Source organism: Pseudomonas sp. St386 (assembly GCF_018325865.1).
GTDB lineage: Bacteria > Pseudomonadota > Gammaproteobacteria > Pseudomonadales > Pseudomonadaceae > Aquipseudomonas > Aquipseudomonas brassicacearum.
In genome coordinates this window covers 5,621,519-5,644,498 of sequence record NZ_AP021900.1, presented here as the reverse complement: position 1 = coordinate 5,644,498, position 22,980 = coordinate 5,621,519, and the positions used below count along the sequence as shown (strand labels likewise).

Below are 22,980 nucleotides of genomic sequence, written 5' to 3'. Positions count from 1 at the left end.
AGTCATTCCCACGCGGAGCGTGGGGACTATCGATCGCGAGCAAGCTCGCTCCCACATGGGCTTATTGCTGGGCGATGCTGTAGCCATCGAACGCTTTCTGCTGTTGCAGGGCGGTGACGATGCTTTTGCGGGTGGCCTGTTGTTCGGTGCCGTCATTGTCCAGGAAGGTTTCGCTTTCCAGCTCGGCTTCGTCGCCTTCGCCTACGAAATTGAAGCCCAGGAACTCGAAGGCCTCGCGGTCGACGTTCGGCTTGGAGCGTGGTGTGCGCAGGGGCAGGGTGACGCTGATGCCATCCTTGCTGATAACAAACACTTCGGCTTCCTTCTTGGCCCGCGAGGCCTTGCCCTTGCTGCCGCTCGGGTTGCTGATGGCCTGGTGGGTCTGGTTCAGTACTTTCAGGGCCAGGCCGTAGACCAGTTCCTGGAACGACGGGTCGTCCTTGTAGCTGGAGAGGATACGGCTGATCGGGAAGCGGCTGCTCAGGTCTTCCAGGGCTGCGAAATCGGCGGCTTCGGCGTCCTTGAGTTGTTTGAGCTGGCCCATGAGTTCATAGGCCTTGTCGTCGTCGAACGCATCGTGAGCCTGGCGGATGGCGTTGCGCAGTTCGCGGATCTGGTCGCTTTCGCGATTCGACTGGAACGCATCGAGGACCATTTCGCTGATGGTTTTGGCCTGGGGCAGATGCTGTGAAAGATTGATGGAGTTTTCGTATTCCGCTTTGGACGACAGGGTGACTAAGGATTCAGCGGTGTTGGAATCGGACATTGAAATTTCACTACTTCTGTTAGCGGGATGAGGCGAGAAAGGCATTGAGCTTTTTTCCGGTCGCCTAATCTATTGGACGCGGGCGGTGTTGTCACGGTCGGACCGGTCACCGGTGTCTATTTCAGTCGCGCAGCAAATCCATCAGCCGCAACGCATCCGGCGTCGCGGCGCCACTGGCGGTGTTGTCGAAGATGCACCATGTCGGCGTGTCGGGGTCGGCTTTCAACGTTCGGGCGAGGTGCTCCAGCCGGGCGTCTTCGTAAGCTGAGTAGTAAATTCGTGGTGAGCCGTGCAAGCGGTAGTAGCGAATGCCGGGCCAGCCTGCGGGTTGATCGCCGCCGGGCAAGGGGGACGGATCGGCGGCGACACGGCCGATGCATTCGTCTTGCAGCATCGCTGCGACCTCGGGCATGAGCCAGCTCGGGTGTCGCGGCTCAAGCACTGCGTAACCCTGATAACGGTCCCGCAAGGCCTTGAAGAACCCCCCGGCCACTGCGGCATCGAAGGCCAGCGACGGTGGCAACTGAATCAACAGGCAACCAAGCTGTTCTCCCAGTTGCGAGCATTGCCCGAGGAATTCATCCACAAGCCCTCCGCAGTCGATCAGTCGCCGTTCATGGGTAATCTGTTTGGGCACTTTGACCGAGAAACGAAAATCCCGGGCCACGCTGGCTGCCCACTTTGCATACGTGGCGGGACGGTGAGGGCGGTAGAACGAGCTGTTGATTTCCACGGCCGGGAATCGGCTGCTATAGCGTTGCAAATGAGTCCCGTCGACAGCAAAGGCCGGCCAGTGCTCCCGGGGCAGCGACCAGCCGGCGCAGCCCAGGTAAAGGCGTGAGAGGGAGGGCGGTCGAGTCGGCAAGGGTGAAAGCCTGATTGCTAGGGATACAGCCTATGACCGTTGGCAGCGCCTCATGTCTGCATTCTTTTTTGCCTTCGGGCCTGGGCTCGGTTCATTCACAAATCACATTCTTGCCCGACATCTTGGAGCGATACAGCGCCTGGTCCGCCCGGTGCAGCAACACGGCGTGCTGTTCATCCTCGAGTCGCTGCACCACGCCAAAACTCATGGTGATCTGGAAGTCGCCCACCGGCAGCAGGTCGGACAGACCCCGGCGAATGCTCTCAGCCAGCAGGCGGGCGTCGGCCAGGGTGGTGTTGGGCAAGATCATGATGAATTCGTCACCGCCCCAGCGAACCAGCAAGTCGCCGCCGCGCTCGCAGCGCTTGACGCTCTGCACCACTTGTATCAACGCTGCGTCGCCAAAGGCGTGGCCGTAGCGATCGTTGATGTCCTTGAAATCATCCACGTCCATGGCGATCAGCGATAACGGCTCGCGAAAACGCTGCGCGCGCTCACAGGCCAGCGGCAGCGCCTGGTCCAGGCGATAACGGTTGGCGACCCGGGTCAGGGCGTCGGTTTCGGCAAGCTTGCGGTTTTCGTCGAGCTGGATCTGCAACTGATGGTTGACCCGGGACAGTTCGCGGGTGCGTTCTTCGATCACGGCTTCCAGGGATTTGTTGCGCCGTTCCAGTTGTTCGAACAGGCGTTTCTTGTCATCGATACTGCGATGGGCGCCGATCATGCGCGCCACCGTGCCGTCTGGGTTACGGGCGATCACGTAGCCGCGATCCTCGATCCAGATGTAGGAACCGTCGTGGGTGCGGCAGCGGTATTCGGCTTGGTAGACGTGGGATCGGTGTTCCAGGTAGTCGTCGAACAACGCCATGACCCGTGGATAGTCATCCGGGTGGATCACGCTCTCCCAGGTCAGCACGGTGTTGTCCAGTGAATGAGGCTGGTAGCCAAGCATCGTGTACCAGCCGGGGTTGCGGTAGACGAAGCCGGTGTTGGCATTCCAGTCCCAGATGCCATCGCTGACCAGTTCCAGGATGGTGTGCAGTACGCCTTCGTCCAGATCGGACAGGTCGAACCGCAGCATATCGATGTTCGAGGCATCTCCCATCGTCGTTCCCTCAATCAGCCTTGATATCAAAATGCTCGTCCAAGGAGGAAGAGTAGCTGATGGGGGGCGGGGTCACTAGCGGGGTAGCGACGTACAGCCAAGCCAGGGCACGCTTTTGTGGCGAGGGGATAAATCCCCTCGCCACAACATCATTCGGCTGGTGTTGGGGGTTTGCCCCATTTCTCCAGCGCGAACTCGACAAAACTGCGCAGCTTCGGCAAACGGTAGCGATCCTGCGCGTACATGAGGCTCATTGGGCGATGGGGCAATTGGTAGCCCTGCAACAACGTCACCAGGTGTCCATCCTTCAGGTCCTGTGCCACCAGCGCATCGGGCAGCATGACCACGCCCATCCCGGCCAGGGCGGCGCGATGCAGGCCCGAGGAACTGTTGATCAGCATCGGCCCGTTCACCGGGACCTTGATCTCGCCCTCCGGCCCGTTGATCGGCCAGTGATCCTGGGCGAAGCGCCATTCGTCTGCTGCCGAATAGGCGAACGACAGGCAGTCGTGCTGCTGCAGGTCCGTGGGTTTTTCCGGTGTGCCGCGCCGAGCCAGGTAGGCAGGGGAGGCGCAGATGGTCAGGGTGTAGTCCATCAATGGCCGGGCAATCAGTTTCGGGTCGGGATGGCCGAGGCGGATGGCGACGTCGAATCCATGTTCGAGCAGGTCCAACCGCTGATTGGTCAGCACCACGTCGAGCTTGACTTGAGCGAAGCGCTGGCTGAATTCGGCCAGCGCCGGTGCGAGGCGCTCGGAGCCGAAGGTCAGTGGCGCGGTGATGCGCAGGGTGCCGGTGGGCTCGCCCTGGGTCTGCTCGGCCAGGCGCTCGGAATCGGCCACCAGCCCGAGCACTTCCAGGCAGCGTTGGTAGTAGGCCGAGCCGAACTCGGTCAGGCGCTGGCGCCGCGTCGTACGGTTGATCAGGCGCACGCCGAGACGTTGCTCCAGTGCACGAAGATGATTGCCCACCATGGTGGTGGACATTTCGCATACCTGGGCCGCCGCCGTCAGGCTTCCGGTTTCTACCACCTTCACGTAAACGGTCATCGCCTGGAACAAGTCCATTATCAAGCTCAGCTTTTAAATGATTGAAGTAAAGCGGAGTTTATCCAGCCTTGGTGGCTAACCATACTGGAAAAAACCAACCAAATGGAGCTTGATGCCATGACCGCTGCCTGCCTGATGACCACTTACCAACCCCTGGCGCTGAGTTTCACCCATGGTTTGGGTACGCGCCTGTGGGACCAGGACGGCCGCGAATACCTTGATGCGGTGGCGGGCGTGGCAGTGACCAATGTCGGCCACTCCCACCCGCGGTTGGTGGCCGCCATCAGCGAGCAAGCCGGCCTGCTGTTGCACACGTCGAACCTGTACAGCATCGATTGGCAACAGCGCCTGGCGCAAAAGCTCACTCAGCTGTCGGGGCTGGAGCGGGCGTTTTTCAACAACTCAGGCGCCGAGGCCAACGAAACCGCACTGAAACTGGCGCGCCTCCATGGTTGGCATAAAGGCATTGAGCAGCCATTGGTGGTGGTCATGGATAATGCGTTCCACGGGCGCACATTGGGCACGATGTCCGCCAGTGACGGTCCGTCCGTGCGGCTGGGCTACAACCGCTTGCCGGGGGATTTCATCAAGGTGCCGTTCGGCGATCTGGCGGCGTTGGAAGCGATCCAGCAGGCTCATGCCGAGCGCATCGTCGCAGTACTGGTGGAACCGATCCAGGGCGAAAGTGGTGTGCAACTCGCCCCGCCGGGTTATCTCAAGGCCCTGCGGGAACTGTGCACCCGGCGCGCCTGGTTGTTGATGCTCGACGAGATCCAGACCGGCATCGGTCGCACTGGCCAATGGTTCGCGTTCCAGCACGAGGGCATCGTGCCGGACGTCATGACCCTCGCCAAAGGCTTGGGCAACGGCGTGCCCATTGGGGCCTGCCTGGCAAGGGGCAAGGCGGCTGAACTGTTTACCCCTGGCAGCCATGGCAGCACCTTTGGCGGTAATCCACTGGCCTGTCGGGTCGGCTGCACGGTGCTGGAGATCATTGAGCAACAAGCGCTGGTGGACAACGCCAGGCATCAGGGCGAACAGTTGCTGAGCCGGCTGCGCACCGAGTTGGCGGACAACCCGAATGTCCTGGCGATTCGCGGCCAGGGGTTGATGATCGGCATCGAACTCAAGCAGCCGGTTCGCGACCTGGCCCTGCGCGCCGCCCGGGACCACGGCCTGCTGATCAATATCACTCGGGGCCAGACCATCCGCCTGCTGCCGCCGTTGACGATCGATGGGCGGGAAGTGGAGATGATTGTCCGGGGTGTAAGCCGCTGTCTGGCGCAGGGGTGAGGGGCGTTCGCCCGGACGCCGGTTTCTTATCGGTCAGCCGGGCGAAGCGCAACGCAGCGCGACGGAATTTTTAACGATTGCCGCGTTCCAACGCCTGCCAGAGTCGATTGCCTACACTTTGGCATTCAGACTGAAAACCCAGGAGCATCTTCATGTTCACCTCGCGTCGCTTGATCGTTGTCGCAACTGCTGTGGCCCTGTTGTCCGGCTGTGCGTCGCCTAACCCCTACGACAACCAGGGCCAGGCCTCTACCGAATCTTCGGGCATGAGCAAAACCGCCAAGTATGGCGGCCTCGGTGCACTGGCGGGGGCGTTGGCCGGTGCGGCCATCGGTCACGATAACCGGGGCAAGGGGGCGTTGATCGGTGCAGCGGTGGTGGGGGCTTCCGCGGCCGGTTACGGCTACTACGCCGACCAGCAGGAAAAGAAGCTGCGTGCGAGCATGGCCAATACCGGCGTTGAAGTGCAGCGCCAGGGCGACCAGATCAAGCTGATCATGCCGGGCAACATCACCTTCGCCACCGACTCGGCGAACATCGCGTCCAGCTTCTACCAGCCGCTGAACAACCTGGCCAACTCCCTCAAGGAGTTCAACCAGAACCAGATTGAAATCGTCGGCTACACCGACAGCACCGGCAGCCGCCAGCACAACATGGACCTGTCCCAGCGTCGTGCGCAGAGCGTGGCGACCTACCTGACGTCCCAGGGCGTGAGCGGTGCCAACCTGTCGGCCCGTGGCGCCGGCCCGGACAACCCGGTGGCCAGCAACGCCGACGTCAATGGCCGTGCGCAAAACCGTCGTGTCGAGGTCAACCTCAAGGCCATTCCCGGCCAGCAGTACCAGGCACCGGCACAGCAGGGCCAGACTTACCAGCAATACCCATAACGGCTGGGCGGCAAATGAAACGGGGGCTCTGGAAACAGGGCCCCCGTTTTTTTATGGTTGTCAGTTTCTATCCGCCTGATGCCGCCACTTGTGGCGAGGGGATTTGTGGGAGCAAAGCTTGCTCGCGAAACAGGCGCCTCGATTTTCTGAAAGACCGCATCGCTTTCATCGCGGGCAAGCCTTGCTCCCACAAGTCTCCTCGCCCAAAGGTGTTCACAAGGGGATCAATTCGCCTCTTTTACCGCACTCAAGAACGCACACGTACGCTCCTGCTGCGGGTTCTCGAAGATCTGCGCCGGGGTGCCCTGTTCGTGGATCTGCCCTTTGTAGAAGAAACACACCCGGTCGGCGAACTCCCGGGCGAAGCCCATCTGGTGGGTCACCATCAGCATCGTCAGGTTGTGTTCGGCCCCCAGTTTGCGGATCACATTCAGCACTTCGCCGCACAGCTCCGGGTCGAGCGCCGAGGTCACTTCGTCAAACAGCATCACCTTGGGCCGCATCGCCAGCGCCCGGGCGATCGCCACCCGCTGTTGCTGGCCGCCGGACAACTGCGACGGGTAATGGTCGAGCTTATTGCCCAGCCCTACCAGCTCCAACAAGTCGGCGGCGCGCTCCCGGGCTTCTTTCGGGTTCATGCCCAGCACCTGCACCGGCGCCTCGATCACGTTCTGCAGCGCGGTCATGTGGGGAAACAGGTTGAAACTCTGGAACACCATGCCGATCTTGCCGCGCACCCGGCGGATGTGTCGGTCGTTGGCCGGCACCAGCACGCCGTTGCGGTTGGGCATGTGGGTCAGGGAGTCATCCTCGACGCGGATCTGGCCTTGGTCGATACCTTCCAGGGTCATCAACACCCGCAGCAGCGTGGACTTGCCCGAGCCGCTGGGGCCGATGATCGCGACCTTTTCACCGGGGGCGACATCCAGGTTCAGATGGTCGAGCACGGTGAAGCTGCCATAGCTTTTGGTCACGTCCTGGAAACTCACGATCGGCCGGGACGTTGTTGGATCTTGCATGGCCGGGGCCTCCTGCTGCGACGCCAGCGTGCTGCGCCGGGACAAGTCGGTGGGCGTGGACAGAGGTAAAGTCATTAGCGTAGCTCCATGCGCGTTTCAAGGCGCCGTACCAGATAAGCCAGGGCAAGGCTCAGGGCGAGGAAGAACAGGCCGACCATGGTGATCGGTTCCAGGTAGCGGAAATTCTCGGAACCGATGTTCTTGGCCTGCTGCATGATTTCCACCACGGTGATCGCCGACAGCACCGGCGTGTCTTTGAGCATTGCCACCAGGTAATTGCCCAGCGGCGGCACGATCGGACGCAGCGCCTGGGGCAGGATGATGTTGCGGTAGGCGTCGTACGGCGCGATGTTCAGTGCCGTCACCGCTTCCCACTGCGCCCGCGGCACCGCATCCAGACCACTGCGATAGACCTCGGCGATGTAGCAGGCGTAGTGCAGGCCGATGCCGAGGATGCCAACCTGCATGGCCGTCAGGCTCAAGCCGTAGTTGGGCAGCACGTAGTAGAGGAAATACACCTGGATCAGCAGCGGTGTGCTGCGGATGAACTCGATCACCGCGGTGGCCGGCCACGATAGCCAGAATTTGCGACTGCGCCGGCCAATCGCCAGGAACAATCCCAGGACAATCGCGATCAGGAAACCGATCAGGGTAATGCCCACGGTGTTGAGGGAGGCGCGCAGCAGGTCCGGCAGGATTTGTGCGGCATAGGACCAGTCGAACAGCGTCATGACAGACCTCCACGCATCCGGCCCCGGCTCAGTCGTCGTTCGATGTGGCGCATGCCGAAGTTGATGGCCTGGGCGAGGATGAAATACATCACCAGGGCCAGGCTGAAGATCTCCAGGGTCTGGAAGGTCGCCTGATCCAACTGCCGCGCCCGGAAACTCAGGTCCGACAAGGTGATCAGCGACACCAGCGAGGTGTTCTTCAGCAGCTCGATCAACAGGTTGGTGCCCGGTGGAATCGCCGCCAGCAACGCCTGCGGCAGGATGATCCGCTTGAAGCGCGTAAAACCGCTGAAGTTCAACGCCGTGCAGGCTTCGTATTGGCCCTTGGCGACCGAACTGATGGCGCCGCGCATCACTTCCGCACCGTAGGCGCCGATGTGCAGGCCCAGGCCGACAATCGCCACGGCGTAAGGGCTCAGCTCAACGTTGAAGGGGGCAGCGGCAGCACGAAGAACAGCCAGAACAATTGCACCAGCAGCGAGGTGCCACGGAACACTTCGATGTAGGTGATGGAAAACCAGCGCAACGCTCGCCACGGCGAGAGTCGCCCGAGGGCTGCCAGCACCGCCGCGACGATGGCCAGCAGCGAGCCGAAGAAGGTCACCTGGAGCGTGACCCAAGCCCCCTGTATCAATAACGGAAGTAATTCGCCCATGGTTCAACCCAATGTCCGGTGAAGCAGGGAACAGGCATCACGCACCGTGCGTCATGCCCGTTTCGGCACGCCAGTTTTTGGCGACTACTGAGCGCAGAGCTCGGCCGCGGTCTTGCTGGTCACGTTGGATTTGTCGAACCCGAATGGCGCAACCGTCTTGAGATGCTCTTCGGAGCCCAGCCACTTTTTCAGCTCGGCATTGACCGCATCGCGCAAGTCTTTGTCTTCGGGGCGGAAGGCCAGGGCGCCGTAGCCGATGTGGGACGGGTCGTCCTTGAATTCGGTCATCGCTTCCACCTTGTCGCCGCCCTTGCTGGCCAGGCCTTTCATGGTCAGTTGGGTGCCGACGGCAGCGTCCGCGCGTCCGGCGCGCACGGCTTGTAATTGTGCGGTGGTGTCGGGCACCTGGAGGATCTGGTCGTCCTTGACCCCGGAGTCGCGGGCATAAGCCAGGTTCACCGTGCCGGCCATGATTGCCAGTTTCACATCCGGTTGCTTGGCGATGTCTTCATAGCTGTGGAGTTTTTTCGGATTGCCCTTGGCCACGAGCAAGGCATCGGGCAACTGGTACTGCGGATCGGTGAACAACACTTGCTTGCAGCGCGCCGGGGTGATGTACATGCCGGCGGCGATGACATCGAAACGGCCGGCCCGCAGGCCTGGAATCAATGAGCCCCATTCGGTGAGCACGCCATTGACCTGCTTGATGCCCATCTTGGCGAAGATGATCTTGGCGATCTCCGGCGACTCACCGGTAACGTTGCCGTCGGTTTCGGTGAAGGCAAACGGGGTTTCGTTGGCATAGCCGATCCGGATGCTGCTGTTGCTTTTGATCGTATCCAGGGTGGCCGCTTGAACGCTGCCGGCCAGGCCCAGTACGGCACAGGTCAACAAGAGCCGACGCAAGGGCGCACCGGTGCTGGGAAGAAAATTGCTCATCAATAAAATCTCCTGTTTCTTGTGGATCCGTCGTTTGACGGCTCTGTGGTAGGAGGCAGTGTTACAAGAGCAAAGCGTACAGCGGCGGATCCTGGCGTGGCCTGGAATCGGGAACGGCGCCGGTACAGGTCGATCCGGCTTTTTGTCAGGGCGATGAGCCCGCCTGGGTGACGACCTTGGACCGAGCATACAAAAGCCCCGGCATCGATTGTATTGCACTAGGACAATTGCTTTGCCGCGATGGTCGCGCAATGCTGTGCGCACCCCTACACACGCCGGTTGCAGCTGTCATGGATAAGTGGAAGTCAGCCTTGGACCTCGCCCGCAGCGGTGAATCCAAATACAAGATTCTGGTGCAGGCCATTGCCGACGATATCGAACAGGGCACCCTGGCCAATGACCAGCGCCTGCCGCCGCAACGGCAGGTAGCTGACGCCATGGGTATCAGCGTGCAGACCGTCACCAACGCCTATAAGGAGTTGGAGCGCCAGGGACTGGTGCGCTGTGAGGTCGGGCGTGGCAGTTTCGTCTCGCGGCGCATGAGCGACCGGGTGGCGACGTACATTCTCGACAGTCCCGAGCGAGCGCTGGTGGATTTTTCCATCACCCGCATCCTCCACACCCGCGAGCATGACCAGGCCTGGCGTGATACCTGCGCGGCGCTGAGCACTGAAGAGGATCAGCCGTGGATTCATGCGTTTCGCCCCATCGCCGGTTTTGAATCCCATCGCGAAGCGGCGGCGCAGTGGATCGGCCGGCAAGGGCTGAAAGTCGACCGTAACGATGTGCTGATCACCAACGGCGCGGCCCACGGGATTTTCCTGGCTCTCGCTTCGCTGGCGGGCCCTGATGACGTGGTGCTCTGCGAAGGCTTGACCGACCACGGCGTGATCGGCAATTCCCAGGTGCTGGGCTTCACCCTCAAGGGCCTGGAGATGGACCGCTATGGCATCGACCCCGAACATTTCGAAGACATGTGCAGCAACGAGCGCATCACGGCGCTGGTGTGCACGCCGAACCTGAACAACCCCACCACCAGCCTGATGCCCGACGCCCGCCGCCGGGAAATCGCCGAGATTGCCCGGCGCTTCGGTGTGCACATTATTGAAGACGATGTGTACGGCCCGCTGCTGGACGAGCGCCGGGCGCCGCCCATCAGCCATTACCTGCCGGAGCTGTCGTTCTACTGCACGAGCATGACCAAGTCGGTGCTCACGGGCCTGCGCACCGGTTATCTGGTGGTGCCCAAGCGCCTGGCCCTGCGCACCGAGAGCATCCTGCGGGTCAACAGTTGGATGGCCACGCCCATGGTCTCGGAGATCGCCACCCGCTGGATTCGCGATGGACGCGCCGAGTCGCTGGTGCAATTGCAACGTCAACTGCTGGCCGGGCGCCAGGCGATGGTCACCGAGTACATGGGCGAACATCTGCTGGGCCAGCACCCGCATGCCTTGAGTGCCTGGGTCGGTATCCCGTCCCATTGGGAAGTGGACAGCCTGGTGCGGGCGCTGCGGCACAAGCACATCGCCGTGACCTCGCCCGATCCGTTCACCGTCCGCGGCACCCCCAGGCCCCGCGCGGTGCGGGTCTGCGTCGGTGCCGAATGCAGTGACGAAGAAATGCGCCATGCGCTGATCGGCATGCGGCAGATCTTCAACCAGTACCCGCAGATTCATGATTTCTGATGCCCCACACTGCAGTTCCCACAGGGGATTTGTGAGGGGCTTGGGATGGGGGTTCAAGTAATCGATCTAAATTGCCCTAGTACATTCATCACCACAATCCAGCCCTCTTAGACTGCGCCCAACACATCCGCTCGGGACGCAGTCATGACAGGGTTGCAGCTTCAGGACATTTACCTCGCTCGCCAGCGCATCGAGTCGCAGGTCAGGCGTACGCCCATGGAGCATTCCCCGAGTTTGTCGCGGTTGATGGGTGTTGAGGTGTACCTCAAGCTTGAGGCGCTGCAAATCACCGGCAGCTTCAAGCTGCGCGGGGCGAGCAATGCCGTCGCGCAACTTAGTTCCGAGCAAAAGGCCCGAGGCGTGGTCACCGCGTCGACGGGTAATCATGGTCGAGCGCTGGCCCATGCCGCGTCACAGCAGGGCGTCAAGGCGATGGTCTGCCTGTCGAACCTGGTGCCGGCCAACAAGGTGCAGGCGATCCGCGACCTGGGCGCCGAGGTGTGCATCGTCGGCCAGTCCCAGGACGATGCCCAGCGCGAGGCCGAGCGCATCGCCCGGGAGCAGGGCGCGACCTTTTTGCCGCCCTTCGATCACCCGGCGATCATCGCCGGGCAGGGCACCCTCGGCCTGGAGATCCTCGAGCAGCAACCGGAGGTGGCCCAGGTCTTGGTGCCGTTGTCCGGTGGCGGCCTGTTCGCCGGAGTTGCCCTGGCCCTCAAAAGTGCCAACCCAGCGATTCAAGTCCACGGCATCAGCATGGCCCGAGGTGCCGCGATGCACGCCAGCCTCGCCGCCGGGCAGCCCGTGGACATCGAGGAACTGCCGACGCTGGCCGACTCCCTTGGTGGCGGCATCGGCCTGGACAACCGCTACACCTTCGCCATGACCCGGCAACTGAGCGATGACGTACATCTGCTCTCGGAAGTCTCTATCGCCAATGCCATCCGCCACGCCTATCACCACGAACGCCTGGTGCTCGAAGGCGCTGCCGTGGTGGGCATCGCGGCGCTGCTCGACGGCCTGATCGAGCCGCGCGGCCCCATTGTCCTGGTGGTCAGCGGGCGCAACGTCGACACCGAACACCATGCCCGCGTGATCGCTGGCGCCAACGCCTGATAACCCCTAACGGAGCCTGTCATGAGTGAAGTCACCCTATTGAGCGAAGCCGACCTGCGCAGTTGCGTGGCCCTCGATCTGGCCAGCATCGACGCCATCGAACAGGCTTTCGTGCTGCTGGCCACCGCCGCCGTGGCGATGCCGCCGATCCTGCGCTTGGACATTCCCGAGCACAACGGTGAAGTGGATGTGAAGACCGCTTACCTGCCGGGCCTGGATCGCTTCGCCATCAAGGTCAGCCCGGGCTTCTTCGATAACCCCAAGCTCGGCCTGCCCAGCCTCAACGGCATGATGATGCTGCTCTCGGCACGCACCGGCCTGCTGGAGGCCCTGCTGCTGGACAACGGGTACCTCACCGCTGTGCGCACCGCTGCGGCGGGTGCGGTGGCGGCGCGTTGCCTGTCTCGCGAGGAGAGCCGCAGCGTCGCGCTGATCGGAGCCGGTGAGCAGGCGGCGTTGCAGCTTCAGGCGTTGCGCCTGGTGCGGCCCATCGACGATGTGCGGGTCTGGGCGCGCGATGCGCAAAAGGCCAAGGCGTTCAGTCAGGAGCTGGCGCGTGACACCGGGCTTGCCGTCTCGCCATGCGCCTCCATTGACGATGCCCTGGAAGGCGTGGACATCGCCATCACCTGCACACCCAGTCGCGAGCCGTTGATCCAAGCCCGCCATTTGCATCCTGGCCTGCACATCACGGCGATGGGCTCGGACGCCGAACACAAGAACGAAATTTCCCCGCAAGCCCTGGCGGCCGTCGACTGCTATGTCGCCGATCGTCTGAGCCAGACCCGCGTGCTTGGCGAGCTGCACCACGCCTTGCTGGCCGGCACCGTTCGCGATGAGTTGGCCTTGCTGGAACTGGGCCAGGTGTTGTCGGGGCAACGGGTCGGTCGCACCCGCGAGGCGCAAGTCACCCTGTGCGACCTCACCGGCACCGGTGCCCAGGACACCGCCATCGCCAACCTGGCGTTCGAGCGGGCGCGTGCGGCGGGCAAGGGATTCGCGTTCGGTCGCTAAAGCATTTTTTATTCGTGCGTCATTTGAACAGAGGGCAGATGGATGTCTGAGATCGTCGTCAATCTTCCGTTTAAACGGGAGGAATACACCCAACGCCTGGCGAAGGTTCGCGCCGCCATGCAGGCCCAGGGCCTGGAGCTGCTGTTGGTCACCGACCCGTCGAACATGGCCTGGCTCACCGGCTATGACGGTTGGTCGTTCTATGTGCACCAGTGCGTGCTGCTGGCACTGGAGGGCGAACCCGTGTGGTTCGGTCGTGGCCAGGATGCCAACGGTGCCAAGCGCACGGTGTTCATGCAGGCCGACAACATCGTCGGCTACCCGGACATCTACGTGCAGTCCCGCGAGCGCCACCCCATGGACTACCTGTCCCGCGAGGTGATCATCGCCCGTGGCTGGGGCGCGCTGACCATCGGCGTGGAGATGGACAACTATTACTTCAGCGCCGCCGCGTACCTGTCGCTGCAAAAGCATTTGCCCCAGGCAAAACTGGTTGACGCGGTGGGCCTGGTGAACTGGCAGCGAGCGGTCAAGTCGCCCCAGGAAATCGCCTACATGCGCATCGCCGCGCGCATCGTCGAGAACATGCACAGCCGGATCCTGGAACGCATCGAACCGGGCATGCGCAAGAACGAACTGGTGGCCGAGATCTACAGCAGCGGCATCCTCGGTGCCGACGGCCATGGCGGCGACTACCCGGCCATCGTGCCGCTGTTGCCCACCGGGGCCGACGCCAGTGCGCCGCACCTGACCTGGGACGATTCACCCTTCGAAAAGGGCGCCGGCACCTTCTTTGAAATCGCCGGTTGCTACAAGCGTTACCACTGCCCGTTGTCGCGCACCATATACCTGGGCAAGCCGCCGCAACATTTCCTCGACGGCGAAAAAGCCGTGGTCGAGGGCATCGCCGCCGGCCTGGACGCAGCCAAGCCGGGCAACACCACTGGCGACATCGCCGTGGCGTTTTTCAAGGTGCTGGAGAAATTCGGCATTCACAAGGACAGCCGTTGCGGCTACCCCATCGGGATCAGTTATCCGCCGGATTGGGGCGAGCGCACCATGAGCCTGCGCCCCGGCGACAACAGCGTGTTGCAGCCGGGCATGACCTTCCACTTCATGCCGGGGCTGTGGATGGACGATTGGGGCCTGGAAATCACCGAAAGCATCCTGATCACCGAGACCGGCGTCGAGACGCTGTGCAACGTGCCTCGTCAATTGTTCGTGAAGGATTGAGCCATGCCCGATCTGCCTAATAATCCCATCAGCGCCACGGTCGACTTCACCCGCGAAGGCGTGCAGCACGGCTTTCTCAAGCTGCCGTATTCGCGGGACGATTCGGCCTGGGGCGCGGTGATGATTCCCATCACGGTCATCCAGCGCGGCAGCGGCCCGACGGCGCTGCTCAGCGGTGGCAACCACGGCGATGAATACGAAGGTCCGGTGGCCCTGAGCAAACTGGCGCAGCAACTGACGGCTGAAGAGGTGAGCGGGAGGGTGATCATCGTGCCGTTCATGAACACCCCGGCCTTCCACGCCGGACGCCGGACTTCGCCCATCGACAAGGGCAACCTGAACCGCAGTTTTCCCGGCAGGCCGGACGGCACCGTTACCGAGAAAATCGCCGACTATTTCAATCGCACCCTGCTGCCCTTGGCCGACATTGTCCTGGACATTCATTCCGGCGGCCGGACCCTGGATTTCCTGCCGTTTGCCGCCTGCCACGTGTTGCCGGACAAACAGCAGCAAGCGCGCTGCGAGGCCGGGATGCTGGCGTTCAACGCGCCGTATTGCATGCGCATGCTGGAGCTGGACGCCGGGGCGATGTACGACACGGCGGCCGAGTCCCAAGGCAAGGTGTTCGTCACCACCGAGTTGGGCGGCGGCGGTTCGTCGACCGCCCGTAGCGTGGCGATTGCCGAGCGTGGGGTACGCAACCTGTTGATCCACGCCGGCATCCTGCGGGGCACGATCGAGTTGCAGCCATCGCTGGTGCTCGACATGCCGGACGCCAGTTGTTTCATCGCCAGCGAACACGACGGCCTGCTGGAAATGTGCCGCGACCTGGGGGAACACGTGACCCGGGGTGAGGTGGTAGCGCGCATCTACGACGCCACCCGCAGCGGCGTCGCCCCGGTCGAATACCGCGCCGCCCGCAGCGGCCTGCTGGCGGCCCGGCACTTTCCCGGGTTGGTGCAGTGTGGCGATACCTTGGCGGTGATTGCGGATGTGTTGGCTTAGGTCAGATGGAACACAGAACCTGTGGCGAGGGGATAAATCCCCTCGCCACAATTGATGTATGTCTGGAAGTTTTATGTAACCACCCGGAGCCCGGCCCATGCACAAGCTCGATCGCTACGATCTCAAGATCCTGCAAATCCTCGCCGAGGACGGGCGGATTACCAAGTCGAGCCTGGCCGAGGCCATCAACCTGTCGGTGACGCCGGCCTGGGAACGGGTGCGCAAGCTCGAAGCAGCAGGCCTGATCATCGGCTACCGGGCGCAGATCGATTGGGGCGCGGTGTTCAAGCGTCAGCAGGTGCTGGTGGAAATCACCCTGGCCCGGCACACCGCCCAGGACATGCGCCGTTTCGAGCAACGCATGATCGCCGCGCCAGAAGTGGCGTTCTGTTACGCCACGGGCGGCGGCGTGGATTACCTAGCGATGATCCAGGCGCCGGACGTCGATGCCTACCAGCGTTTCGTCGACCAACTGCTGCTCGAAGACCTTGGCATCGAACGCTACTTCACCTACATCGTCACCAAGACCATCAAGACCGCCGGTGCCTTGCCGGCGGAGCTGGCCGAGCCGTCCTGAGCACCGCAGAAAACCCGGTTTACCGCCCTCGATTCAGAAAAAAACCAGGGTTTGACCCACGGTAAACCCCCAATTCCCCCAGCGCCGCTGCCCTAGCATGGATTCACGCACACGCTCTGGAGTGAACGTCATGCCTTACCAACATCCGCTGCTGTTCAAAGCGCTTTGCTACATCGACGGCCATTGGGTCCACAGCGACAGCGGTCACAGTGTGGCCGTCCACAACCCTGCCACCCGCACAGTCATCGGCCATGTGCCGATGCTGGATCAGCCGCAGATCGTCGCGGCGGTGGACGCGGCGCATCGTGCATTCCCGGCGTGGCGTGAGCAGAGCCTGGAGACCCGGGGCGCGTTGCTGCGGCGCTGGGCGGCATTGATCGTCGAACACAGCGAAGACCTCGCCCACATTCTCAGCCTGGAGCAGGGCAAGCCATTGGCCGAGTCCCGTGGCGAAATCGCCTACGCTGCCAGCTTCATCCCGTGGTTCGCCGAGCAAGCCCGGCGCCTGTACGGTCAGAACATCCCCAGCCATATCCCGAATGCGCACCTGGGTACGATCAAGGAACCGGTGGGCGTCTGCGCGCTGCTCACACCGTGGAATTTCCCGTCGGCGATGATCACCCGCAAGGCCGCCGCTGCCCTGGCCGCCGGTTGCACCGTGGTGATCAAGCCGGCCCACGAAACGCCTTACTCGGCCTTGGCGCTGGCGCAATTGGCCGAGGAAGCCGGTTTTCCCGCCGGGGTCTTCAACGTGGTATTGGGCGAGCCGCAAATGGCCATGGAAACCCTGGTCAAGGATCGTCGCGTACGCTCAGTGAGCTTCACCGGTTCGACCCGGGTGGGCAAGCTGGTGTTGCAGACGGCAGCCCATGACGTGAAGAAAGTCGCACTGGAACTGGGCGGCAACGCGCCGTTCATTGTCTGCGCCGATGCCGACCTGGCCTTGGCGGTAAAAGTCGCCGTGGAGGCGAAATTCCAGACCTCGGGGCAGGACTGCTGTGCGGCTAACCGGATCATGGTGCAGCGCTCGGTGTACCAGGCGTTCCTCAGTCGTTTCGCCGCTGCGGTGCGCGCCTTGCGCGTCGGGCCGGCAATGGTCGATCAACAGGAGCAGGACGTGGAGGTCGGGCCGTTGATGCATCAGGCGGCATTCGATGCGACCGCTGACCGCATCGCCGATGCCCTGGCCCTTGGCGCTCAACGCCTGGTGGGCGGTGAGGCCCATGCCTTGGGCGGGTTGTTTTATCAACCCACGGTGCTGGCCGACGTCACGCCGCAGATGCGCATCTACCGTGAAGAAAACTTCGCGCCCATTGCCGGGGTGATGCCGTTCGACACCCTGGACGAAGCCATCGAAATGGCCAACGACACCGAGTATGGGTTGGCGGCCTATATTTGTTCCAATCGCCTGGACCTCATTTATCCGCTGATCCGCCGTCTCGACCACGCCATGGTCGCGGTCAACGGCGTCAAGTTCACCGGCCACCCGATTCCCTTCGGTGGCATGAAAGCCTCGGGCCTCGGTCGCGAGGGTGGCAGCGAGGGCTTCGAGCCCTTTGTCGAAACCAAATATTTTTGCCTGCACCATCAAGGCCAGTTCCCAGGAGAGCCCGCATGAGCCAAGAACTCAACACGCTGTTCGAACAAGACCGTGCGCATTTCATGCACCCCTCGACCCACGCCCACGACCACGCCAGCGGCGCGCTCAGGGGCCGGATCATCAAGAGTGCGTCAGGCATTCGCATTCGCGACCATGAAGGCCGTGAGTTCATCGATGCCTTTGCCGGCCTCTACTGCGTGAACATCGGTTACGGCCGCACCGAGGTGGCTGACGCCATCTATAAACAGGCCAAGGAACTGGCCTACTACCACACCTACGTCGGCCATTCGAGCGAGGCGATCATCGAGCTGTCCAGTCGCATCATGGACTGGGCGCCGGAAGGGATGAAGAAGGTCTACTACGGTTTGTCCGGCTCCGATGCCAACGAAACCCAGGTCAAGCTGGTGCGCTACTACAACAACGTACTGGGCCGGCCGCTGAAGAAGAAAATCATTTCACGGGACCGTGGCTACCATGGCTCGGGCATCATGACCGGCAGCCTCACTGGGCTTGCGACCTTCCACCAGCATTTCGACCTGCCGGTCGAAGGGGTCAAGCACACCGTGTGCCCACACTGGTATCGCAAGGCCCCGACGGGCATGGATGAAGCGGCCTTCGTCCGGTATTGCGCTGATGAGCTGGAAAAAATGATCCTCGCCGAAGGCCCGGATACCGTGGCGGCGTTCATTGGCGAACCGTTGATGGGCACCGGGGGCATAATCGTTCCCCCTGCCGGTTATTGGGATGCGATCCAGGCCGTGCTGAAAAAATACGACGTGCTGCTGATTGCCGATGAAGTGGTCTGCGCGTTCGGCCGCCTGGGTTCGAAGATGGGCAGCCAGCGCTACGGCATGAAGCCGGACCTGATCACCACCGCCAAAGGCCTGACCAGTGCCTATGCGCCCCTGTCAGCGGTGATCATCGGGGAAAAGGTCTGGAGCGTGATTGAAAAAGCCTCCCAGGCCGAAGGGGCCATGGGCCATGGCTGGACCTATTCCGGGCACCCGATTTGCGCGGCGGCGGCACTGGCGAACCTCGACATTCTTGAACGGGAAAACCTCACGGCCAACGCCGAGGACGTGGGTGGCTACCTGAATCGTCGCCTGCGTGAAACCCTTGAAGGTCATCCGTTGGTGGGAGAGGTGCGTGGTGACGGCATGCTGGCGGCGGTGGAGTTCATGGCCGACCGTGAACAGCGCACGGCATTCGACCCGGCACTGAAAGTCGGCCCGAAGGTCTCGGCCGCCTGCCTGGAACGCGGCATGATCGCCCGTGCCATGCCCCACGGCGACATCCTGGGCTTCGCCCCGCCCCTGATCCTGACTCGCGAGGATGCGGACCTGATCGTCGACATCACCAAAGGGGCTATCGATCAGGTGGCGGGTGAGGTGTTGGCTTAAGCCCGCTTTAAATGTGGGAGCGAGCCTGCTCGCGATAGCGGTCTGCCTGAGACGGTAATGTTGGATGTGCTGGCCTCATCGCGAGCAGGCTCGCTCCCACAGGGGGGATTTTCCTGAGGCAATAAAAAAGCCCGCCCGATCATGTGATCGGGCGGGCTTTTGGTTGTGGCTTGGCGATTACTTCTTCAAACCGTAATGCTCATCGAGCATGCCGGGTGAATTCGGGGCCTTGGGGGCGTAGTCCCGCGGCGGTTCCTGGATCCCTTTCGGTGGGGTCAGGCGTTCCCGTGGAGTCTGTGCCGCATCGGCTTGCAGGGCGGCCAGCAGGCGCTGGCGAGTCTGCTCGTCCAGGGCCAGGCGATTGGCACCCTCGGACAAATGATCCTGGACGTCCTGGTAGCTCTGGGTGAGTTTTTTCACCAGAGAAGCGGTGCTGTTGAAGTGAGTGACCACTTCATTCTGATAACTGTCGAAACGTTCCTGGATGTCGTCCAGCTGACGTTGCGTGCTGTTGGGCACCGCGTTGGGCAGCAGTCGGGCAAGCAGGAATCCAATGGCGACACCGGCAACCAGGGCAAGAGTCGGCAACAACCAAACTAAGAGCGAGTGTTCCACGAGTCCTTCCTCTATAAACGGCTTTGCTTTACGTTAACGGCTCGGACCTGCGCTGTATACCGCGAAGAACATCGCAATCATGCCAGGCACAGACTTTAGCTAGACGAGTCGACCCAATTCGAGGTCACGGAGTTCTTTCCCTTGCTTATGCGCGAAACCCCTGTAGTCATCGATGGCCCGGTGGGCCAACTGGAAGCCTTGTACCTGGACAACGAGGCCCCCCGTGGCCTGGCGCTGATCTGCCACCCGAACCCGGTGCAGGGCGGGACCATGCTCAACAAAGTGGTCTCGACCCTGCAACGCACTGCCCGCGATGCTGGCCTGGTTACGTTGCGTTTCAATTATCGTGGCGTGGGGGCCAGTGCCGGCAGTCACGACATGGGCACTGGCGAAGTGGATGACGCCCAGGCGGTCGCCCAATGGCTGCGGGAAAAATACCCGCAATTGCCTCTGACCCTGTTCGGTTTTTCCTTTGGCGGCTTTGTCGCCGCCAGCCTGGGCGGGCGCCTGGAAGCCCAGGGTCAACCGGTCAAGCACCTGTTCATGGTGGCCCCGGCGGTAATGCGCCTGGACGAGCAGTCGCCCTTGCCGATGAGCGGCGAGTTGACGGTGATCCAGCCGGAAACCGACGAAGTGGTCGATCCGCAACTGGTTTACGAATGGTCCGACACGCTCCAACGTCCCCATGAGCTGCTGAAAGTGGCAGAATGCGGACACTTTTTTCATGGCAAGCTGACCGATCTCAAGGATCTGATCCTGCCGCGCCTCTCGAATTGACAGCAGTCTGACAAGCGATAACCCATGACGACGCGTACCCGTATCCTGACCGGCATCACCACCACCGGCACCCCGCACCTGGGCAACTATGCCGGCGCCATCCGTCCGGCGATCCTCGCCAGCCGCGACAGCAACGCCGATTCGTTCTACTTCCTGGCCGACTACCACGCCCTGATCAAGTGCGATGACCCGCTGCGTATCCAGCGTTCGCGCCTGGAAATCGCCGCCACGTGGCTGGCCGGCGGCCTGGATGTGGACCGCGTGACGTTCTATCGCCAGTCCGATATTCCCGAGATCCCGGAGCTGACCTGGCTGCTGACCTGCGTCGCCGCCAAGGGCCTGCTCAACCGTGCCCACGCCTACAAGGCGTCGGTGGACAAGAACGTCGAGGCCGGTGAAGACCCGGACGCCGGCATCACCATGGGGCTGTACAGCTACCCGGTGTTGATGGCCGCCGATATCCTGATGTTCAACGCCCACAAGGTGCCGGTCGGTCGCGACCAGATCCAGCACGTGGAAATGGCCCGCGACATCGGTCAGCGCTTCAATCATCTGTTCGGCCAGGGCAAGGAGTTCTTCACCATGCCCGAGGCGCTGATCGAGGAAAGCGTCGCCACGTTGCCGGGCCTCGATGGCCGCAAGATGTCCAAGAGCTATGACAACACCATCCCGTTGTTCAGCAGCGCCAAGGACATGAAGGACGCGATCTCGCGGATCGTTACCGACTCGCGTGCCCCGGGCGAAGCCAAGGATCCGGACAATTCGCACCTGTTCACCCTGTTCCAGGCCTTCGCCACTGCCGAACAGTCCGCCGAGTTCCGCAGCGAACTGCTGCAAGGCCTGGGTTGGGGCGAAGCCAAGAACCGCCTGTTCCAATTGCTCGACAGCGAGCTGGGTGAAGCGCGCGAGCGTTATCACCAGTTCATCGAGCGTCCATCGGACCTTGAAGACATCCTGCAACTGGGCGCGAAAAAAGCCCGGGCCGTGGCGACGCCGTTCCTCAACGAACTGCGCGAGGCCGTTGGCCTGCGTTCGTTTGTCAGCCAGGTCCAGGTGGCCGCCAGCACCAAGAAAAAAGCCGCCAAGGCAGCACGCTTCGTCAGCTTCCGCGAAGACGACGGCAGTTTCCGCTTCCGTCTACTGGCCGCCGACGGCGAGCAACTGTTGCTGTCGAACAATTTTGCCGACGGCAAGACCGCAGGGCAGGTGACCAAGCAATTGCAGTCCGGCCAGCCCTTGGACTTACGCAGCGACGACCTGAGTTTCAGCGTCTGGCTCGAAGGCGAGTGCGTGGCGAACAGCCCGGCCTTCGCCAACAGCGCCGCCCGGGATGCAGCCATCGATGCGTTGCGCGTTGCCCTGACGCCTGCCCAGGACTGATCCGGGCACGTCACCCGACCATCGGCCCGAATAAGGGCCGATTGCCATTCCTCTGGGCCGTCGCTACAGTGACGGCCCGTTTTTGTTGCCTTGCTAACGAATATGACGCCCCTAGAACGATATCAAGCTGATCTGAAACGCCCGGAGTTCTTCCACGACGCAGCCCAGGAAACGGCGGTGCGGCATTTGCAACGCCTGTACGACGACCTGGTCGCGGCGGCGAACAACAAGCCCGGCCTGTTGGGCAAACTGTTCGGCAAAAAAGACCAGACACCGGTCAAGGGCCTGTATTTCTGGGGCGGCGTGGGCCGTGGCAAGACCTACCTGGTGGACACCTTCTTCGAAGCGTTGCCGTTCAAGGAGAAGACACGGACGCACTTCCACCGCTTCATGAAGCGCGTGCACGAGGAAATGAAGACCCTGGGCGGCGAGAAGAACCCGCTGACCATCATCGCCAAGCGTTTTTCCGACGAGACCCGGGTGATCTGCTTCGATGAGTTCTTCGTTTCCGACATCACCGACGCCATGATCCTCGGCACCTTGATGGAAGAGCTGTTCAAGAACGGCGTGACCCTGGTCGCCACCTCGAACATCGTGCCGGACGGCCTGTACAAGGACGGCCTGCAGCGGGCGCGTTTCCTGCCGGCCATCGCGCTGATCAAGGAACACACTGAAATCGTCAACGTCGACAGCGGCGTCGACTACCGCCTGCGTCACCTCGAACAAGCGGAGCTGTTCCACTTCCCGTTGGATGCCGCTGCCCAGGAGAGCCTGCGCAAGAGCTTCCGCGCCCTGACGCCGGAATGCACCCAGGCTGTGGAAAATGATGTATTGGTCATCGAAAATCGCGAAATCCGCGCTGTGCGTACGTGCGATGACGTGGCCTGGTTCGACTTTCGCGAACTGTGCGACGGCCCTCGCAGCCAGAACGACTACATCGAACTGGGCAAGATCTTCCACGCCGTGCTGCTGAGCAACGTCGAGCAGATGAGCGTCACCACCGACGACATCGCCCGTCGCTTCATCAACATGGTCGACGAGTTCTACGACCGTAACGTGAAGCTGATCATTTCGGCCGAAGTCGAACTCAAGGACCTCTACACCGGCGGTCGCCTGACCTTCGAATTCCAGCGGACCTTGAGTCGCTTGCTGGAGATGCAGTCCCACGAATTCCTGGCGCGGGCGCATAAGCCGTAGGGGATTCGGAGCACAAAAAAGGGCCTGCGATTGCGGGCCTTTTTTGTATGTGCATATTCCCCATCTGAGCCT

Annotated in this window: 23 protein-coding genes; 13 read left to right on the top strand and 10 right to left on the bottom strand. The window is 62.1% G+C overall.

The annotated features are described in order from the left end of the window. Positions 1–61 precede the first annotated feature (61 nt). The 4 genes from KI235_RS24920 to KI235_RS24905 all read right to left on the bottom strand — a co-directional run bounded on the left by KI235_RS24920 (position 62) and on the right by KI235_RS24905 (position 3,803). Positions 62–766: a hypothetical protein gene (locus KI235_RS24920; protein ID WP_003205390.1), complete on the bottom strand. Its 705-nt coding sequence runs from the start codon at positions 764–766 to the stop codon at positions 62–64. Positions 767–887: 121 nt separating this feature from the next. Beyond that, the gene (locus tag KI235_RS24915; protein WP_003205389.1) at positions 888–1,631 is read right to left on the bottom strand and encodes a DUF72 domain-containing protein; all 744 of its coding nucleotides are present in this window, start codon (positions 1,629–1,631) and stop codon (positions 888–890) included. A gap of 91 nt (positions 1,632–1,722) precedes the next feature. Next, positions 1,723–2,736 carry a sensor domain-containing diguanylate cyclase gene (locus KI235_RS24910; RefSeq protein WP_003205388.1) on the bottom strand — a complete coding sequence of 338 codons (1,014 nt, stop codon included), beginning with the start codon at positions 2,734–2,736 and terminating at the stop codon, positions 1,723–1,725. 149 nt (positions 2,737–2,885) lie between these two features. Next, complete coding sequence (locus KI235_RS24905) at positions 2,886–3,803, bottom strand: LysR family transcriptional regulator (RefSeq protein ID WP_003205387.1); 918 nt, start codon at positions 3,801–3,803, stop codon at positions 2,886–2,888. A 99-nt stretch (positions 3,804–3,902) separates the two neighbouring features. Between KI235_RS24905 and KI235_RS24900 the strand changes: the two genes are divergently transcribed. Together KI235_RS24900 and KI235_RS24895 are read left to right on the top strand one after the other, a co-directional pair. Beyond that, positions 3,903–5,078, top strand: coding sequence for an aspartate aminotransferase family protein (locus KI235_RS24900; RefSeq protein ID WP_003205386.1), 1,176 nt, complete (start codon positions 3,903–3,905; stop codon positions 5,076–5,078). A 152-nt stretch (positions 5,079–5,230) separates the two neighbouring features. Then, positions 5,231–5,965 carry an OmpA family protein gene (locus tag KI235_RS24895; protein WP_003205385.1) on the top strand — a complete coding sequence of 245 codons (735 nt, stop codon included), beginning with the start codon at positions 5,231–5,233 and terminating at the stop codon, positions 5,963–5,965. A gap of 224 nt (positions 5,966–6,189) precedes the next feature. On the opposite strand, the gene ehuA is transcribed toward KI235_RS24895, so the two are convergent. The 5 genes from ehuA to ehuB form a co-directional block, all read right to left on the bottom strand. After that, complete coding sequence (gene ehuA, locus KI235_RS24890; protein WP_027911433.1) at positions 6,190–6,984, bottom strand: ectoine/hydroxyectoine ABC transporter ATP-binding protein EhuA; 795 nt, start codon at positions 6,982–6,984, stop codon at positions 6,190–6,192. A 74-nt stretch (positions 6,985–7,058) separates the two neighbouring features. Beyond that, entirely contained in the window at positions 7,059–7,715 is a 657-nt protein-coding gene (ehuD, locus tag KI235_RS24885; protein ID WP_003205383.1) for an ectoine/hydroxyectoine ABC transporter permease subunit EhuD, read from the bottom strand. Beyond that, positions 7,712–8,176 carry an ectoine/hydroxyectoine ABC transporter permease subunit EhuC gene (gene ehuC, locus KI235_RS24880; RefSeq protein ID WP_348532473.1) on the bottom strand — a complete coding sequence of 155 codons (465 nt, stop codon included), beginning with the start codon at positions 8,174–8,176 and terminating at the stop codon, positions 7,712–7,714. Before ehuC ends, ehuD begins: the two co-directional genes overlap by 4 nt. Further along, positions 8,131–8,370 carry an ABC transporter permease subunit gene (locus tag KI235_RS30700; protein WP_348532462.1) on the bottom strand — a complete coding sequence of 80 codons (240 nt, stop codon included), beginning with the start codon at positions 8,368–8,370 and terminating at the stop codon, positions 8,131–8,133. Before KI235_RS30700 ends, ehuC begins: the two co-directional genes overlap by 46 nt. Before the next feature lie 84 nt (positions 8,371–8,454). Beyond that, positions 8,455–9,309, bottom strand: coding sequence for an ectoine/hydroxyectoine ABC transporter substrate-binding protein EhuB (gene ehuB, locus KI235_RS24875; protein WP_003205381.1), 855 nt, complete (start codon positions 9,307–9,309; stop codon positions 8,455–8,457). A gap of 290 nt (positions 9,310–9,599) precedes the next feature. Between ehuB and KI235_RS24870 the strand changes: the two genes are divergently transcribed. From KI235_RS24870 to KI235_RS24835, 8 genes are all read left to right on the top strand, one after another. Continuing rightward, positions 9,600–10,994 (top strand): PLP-dependent aminotransferase family protein, encoded by a 1,395-nt coding sequence (locus KI235_RS24870; RefSeq protein WP_003205380.1) that lies wholly within the window; start codon positions 9,600–9,602, stop codon positions 10,992–10,994. Positions 10,995–11,138: 144 nt separating this feature from the next. Next, a complete protein-coding gene (eutB, locus tag KI235_RS24865) occupies positions 11,139–12,110 on the top strand; it encodes a hydroxyectoine utilization dehydratase EutB (RefSeq protein ID WP_028236654.1) in 972 nt (323 codons plus the stop codon). 21 nt (positions 12,111–12,131) lie between these two features. After that, positions 12,132–13,124 (top strand): cyclodeaminase, encoded by a 993-nt coding sequence (locus tag KI235_RS24860; protein ID WP_043042277.1) that lies wholly within the window; start codon positions 12,132–12,134, stop codon positions 13,122–13,124. 42 nt (positions 13,125–13,166) lie between these two features. Beyond that, a complete protein-coding gene (doeA, locus tag KI235_RS24855; RefSeq protein WP_053163286.1) occupies positions 13,167–14,357 on the top strand; it encodes an ectoine hydrolase DoeA in 1,191 nt (396 codons plus the stop codon). 3 nt (positions 14,358–14,360) lie between these two features. After that, positions 14,361–15,362, top strand: a complete 1,002-nt coding sequence (doeB, locus tag KI235_RS24850) for a N(2)-acetyl-L-2,4-diaminobutanoate deacetylase DoeB (RefSeq protein ID WP_003205376.1) — start codon at positions 14,361–14,363, stop codon at positions 15,360–15,362. Positions 15,363–15,459: 97 nt separating this feature from the next. Next, on the top strand, positions 15,460–15,939 hold the full coding sequence (locus tag KI235_RS24845; RefSeq protein WP_003205375.1) for an Lrp/AsnC family transcriptional regulator: 480 nt from the start codon (positions 15,460–15,462) through the stop codon (positions 15,937–15,939). Positions 15,940–16,069: 130 nt separating this feature from the next. After that, positions 16,070–17,557 carry an NAD-dependent succinate-semialdehyde dehydrogenase gene (locus KI235_RS24840; protein WP_028236655.1) on the top strand — a complete coding sequence of 496 codons (1,488 nt, stop codon included), beginning with the start codon at positions 16,070–16,072 and terminating at the stop codon, positions 17,555–17,557. Beyond that, positions 17,554–18,939, top strand: a complete 1,386-nt coding sequence (locus KI235_RS24835; protein ID WP_038859554.1) for an aspartate aminotransferase family protein — start codon at positions 17,554–17,556, stop codon at positions 18,937–18,939. Before KI235_RS24840 ends, KI235_RS24835 begins: the two co-directional genes overlap by 4 nt. Positions 18,940–19,116: 177 nt before the next feature. Here the strand turns inward: KI235_RS24835 and KI235_RS24830 are convergent, their stop codons facing one another. Continuing rightward, positions 19,117–19,554: a DUF1043 family protein gene (locus KI235_RS24830; RefSeq protein ID WP_003205372.1), complete on the bottom strand. Its 438-nt coding sequence runs from the start codon at positions 19,552–19,554 to the stop codon at positions 19,117–19,119. Positions 19,555–19,701: 147 nt separating this feature from the next. On the opposite strand from KI235_RS24830, the gene KI235_RS24825 reads away from it, so the two are divergent. The 3 genes from KI235_RS24825 (at position 19,702) to zapE (ending at position 22,908) form a co-directional block, all read left to right on the top strand. Next, positions 19,702–20,331 carry an alpha/beta fold hydrolase gene (locus KI235_RS24825; protein ID WP_003205371.1) on the top strand — a complete coding sequence of 210 codons (630 nt, stop codon included), beginning with the start codon at positions 19,702–19,704 and terminating at the stop codon, positions 20,329–20,331. Between the two features lie 24 nt (positions 20,332–20,355). Next, positions 20,356–21,711, top strand: a complete 1,356-nt coding sequence (locus tag KI235_RS24820; protein ID WP_003205370.1) for a tryptophan--tRNA ligase — start codon at positions 20,356–20,358, stop codon at positions 21,709–21,711. 102 nt (positions 21,712–21,813) lie between these two features. Beyond that, complete coding sequence (gene zapE, locus KI235_RS24815; RefSeq protein ID WP_003205369.1) at positions 21,814–22,908, top strand: cell division protein ZapE; 1,095 nt, start codon at positions 21,814–21,816, stop codon at positions 22,906–22,908. Positions 22,909–22,980: the final 72 nt, after the last annotated feature.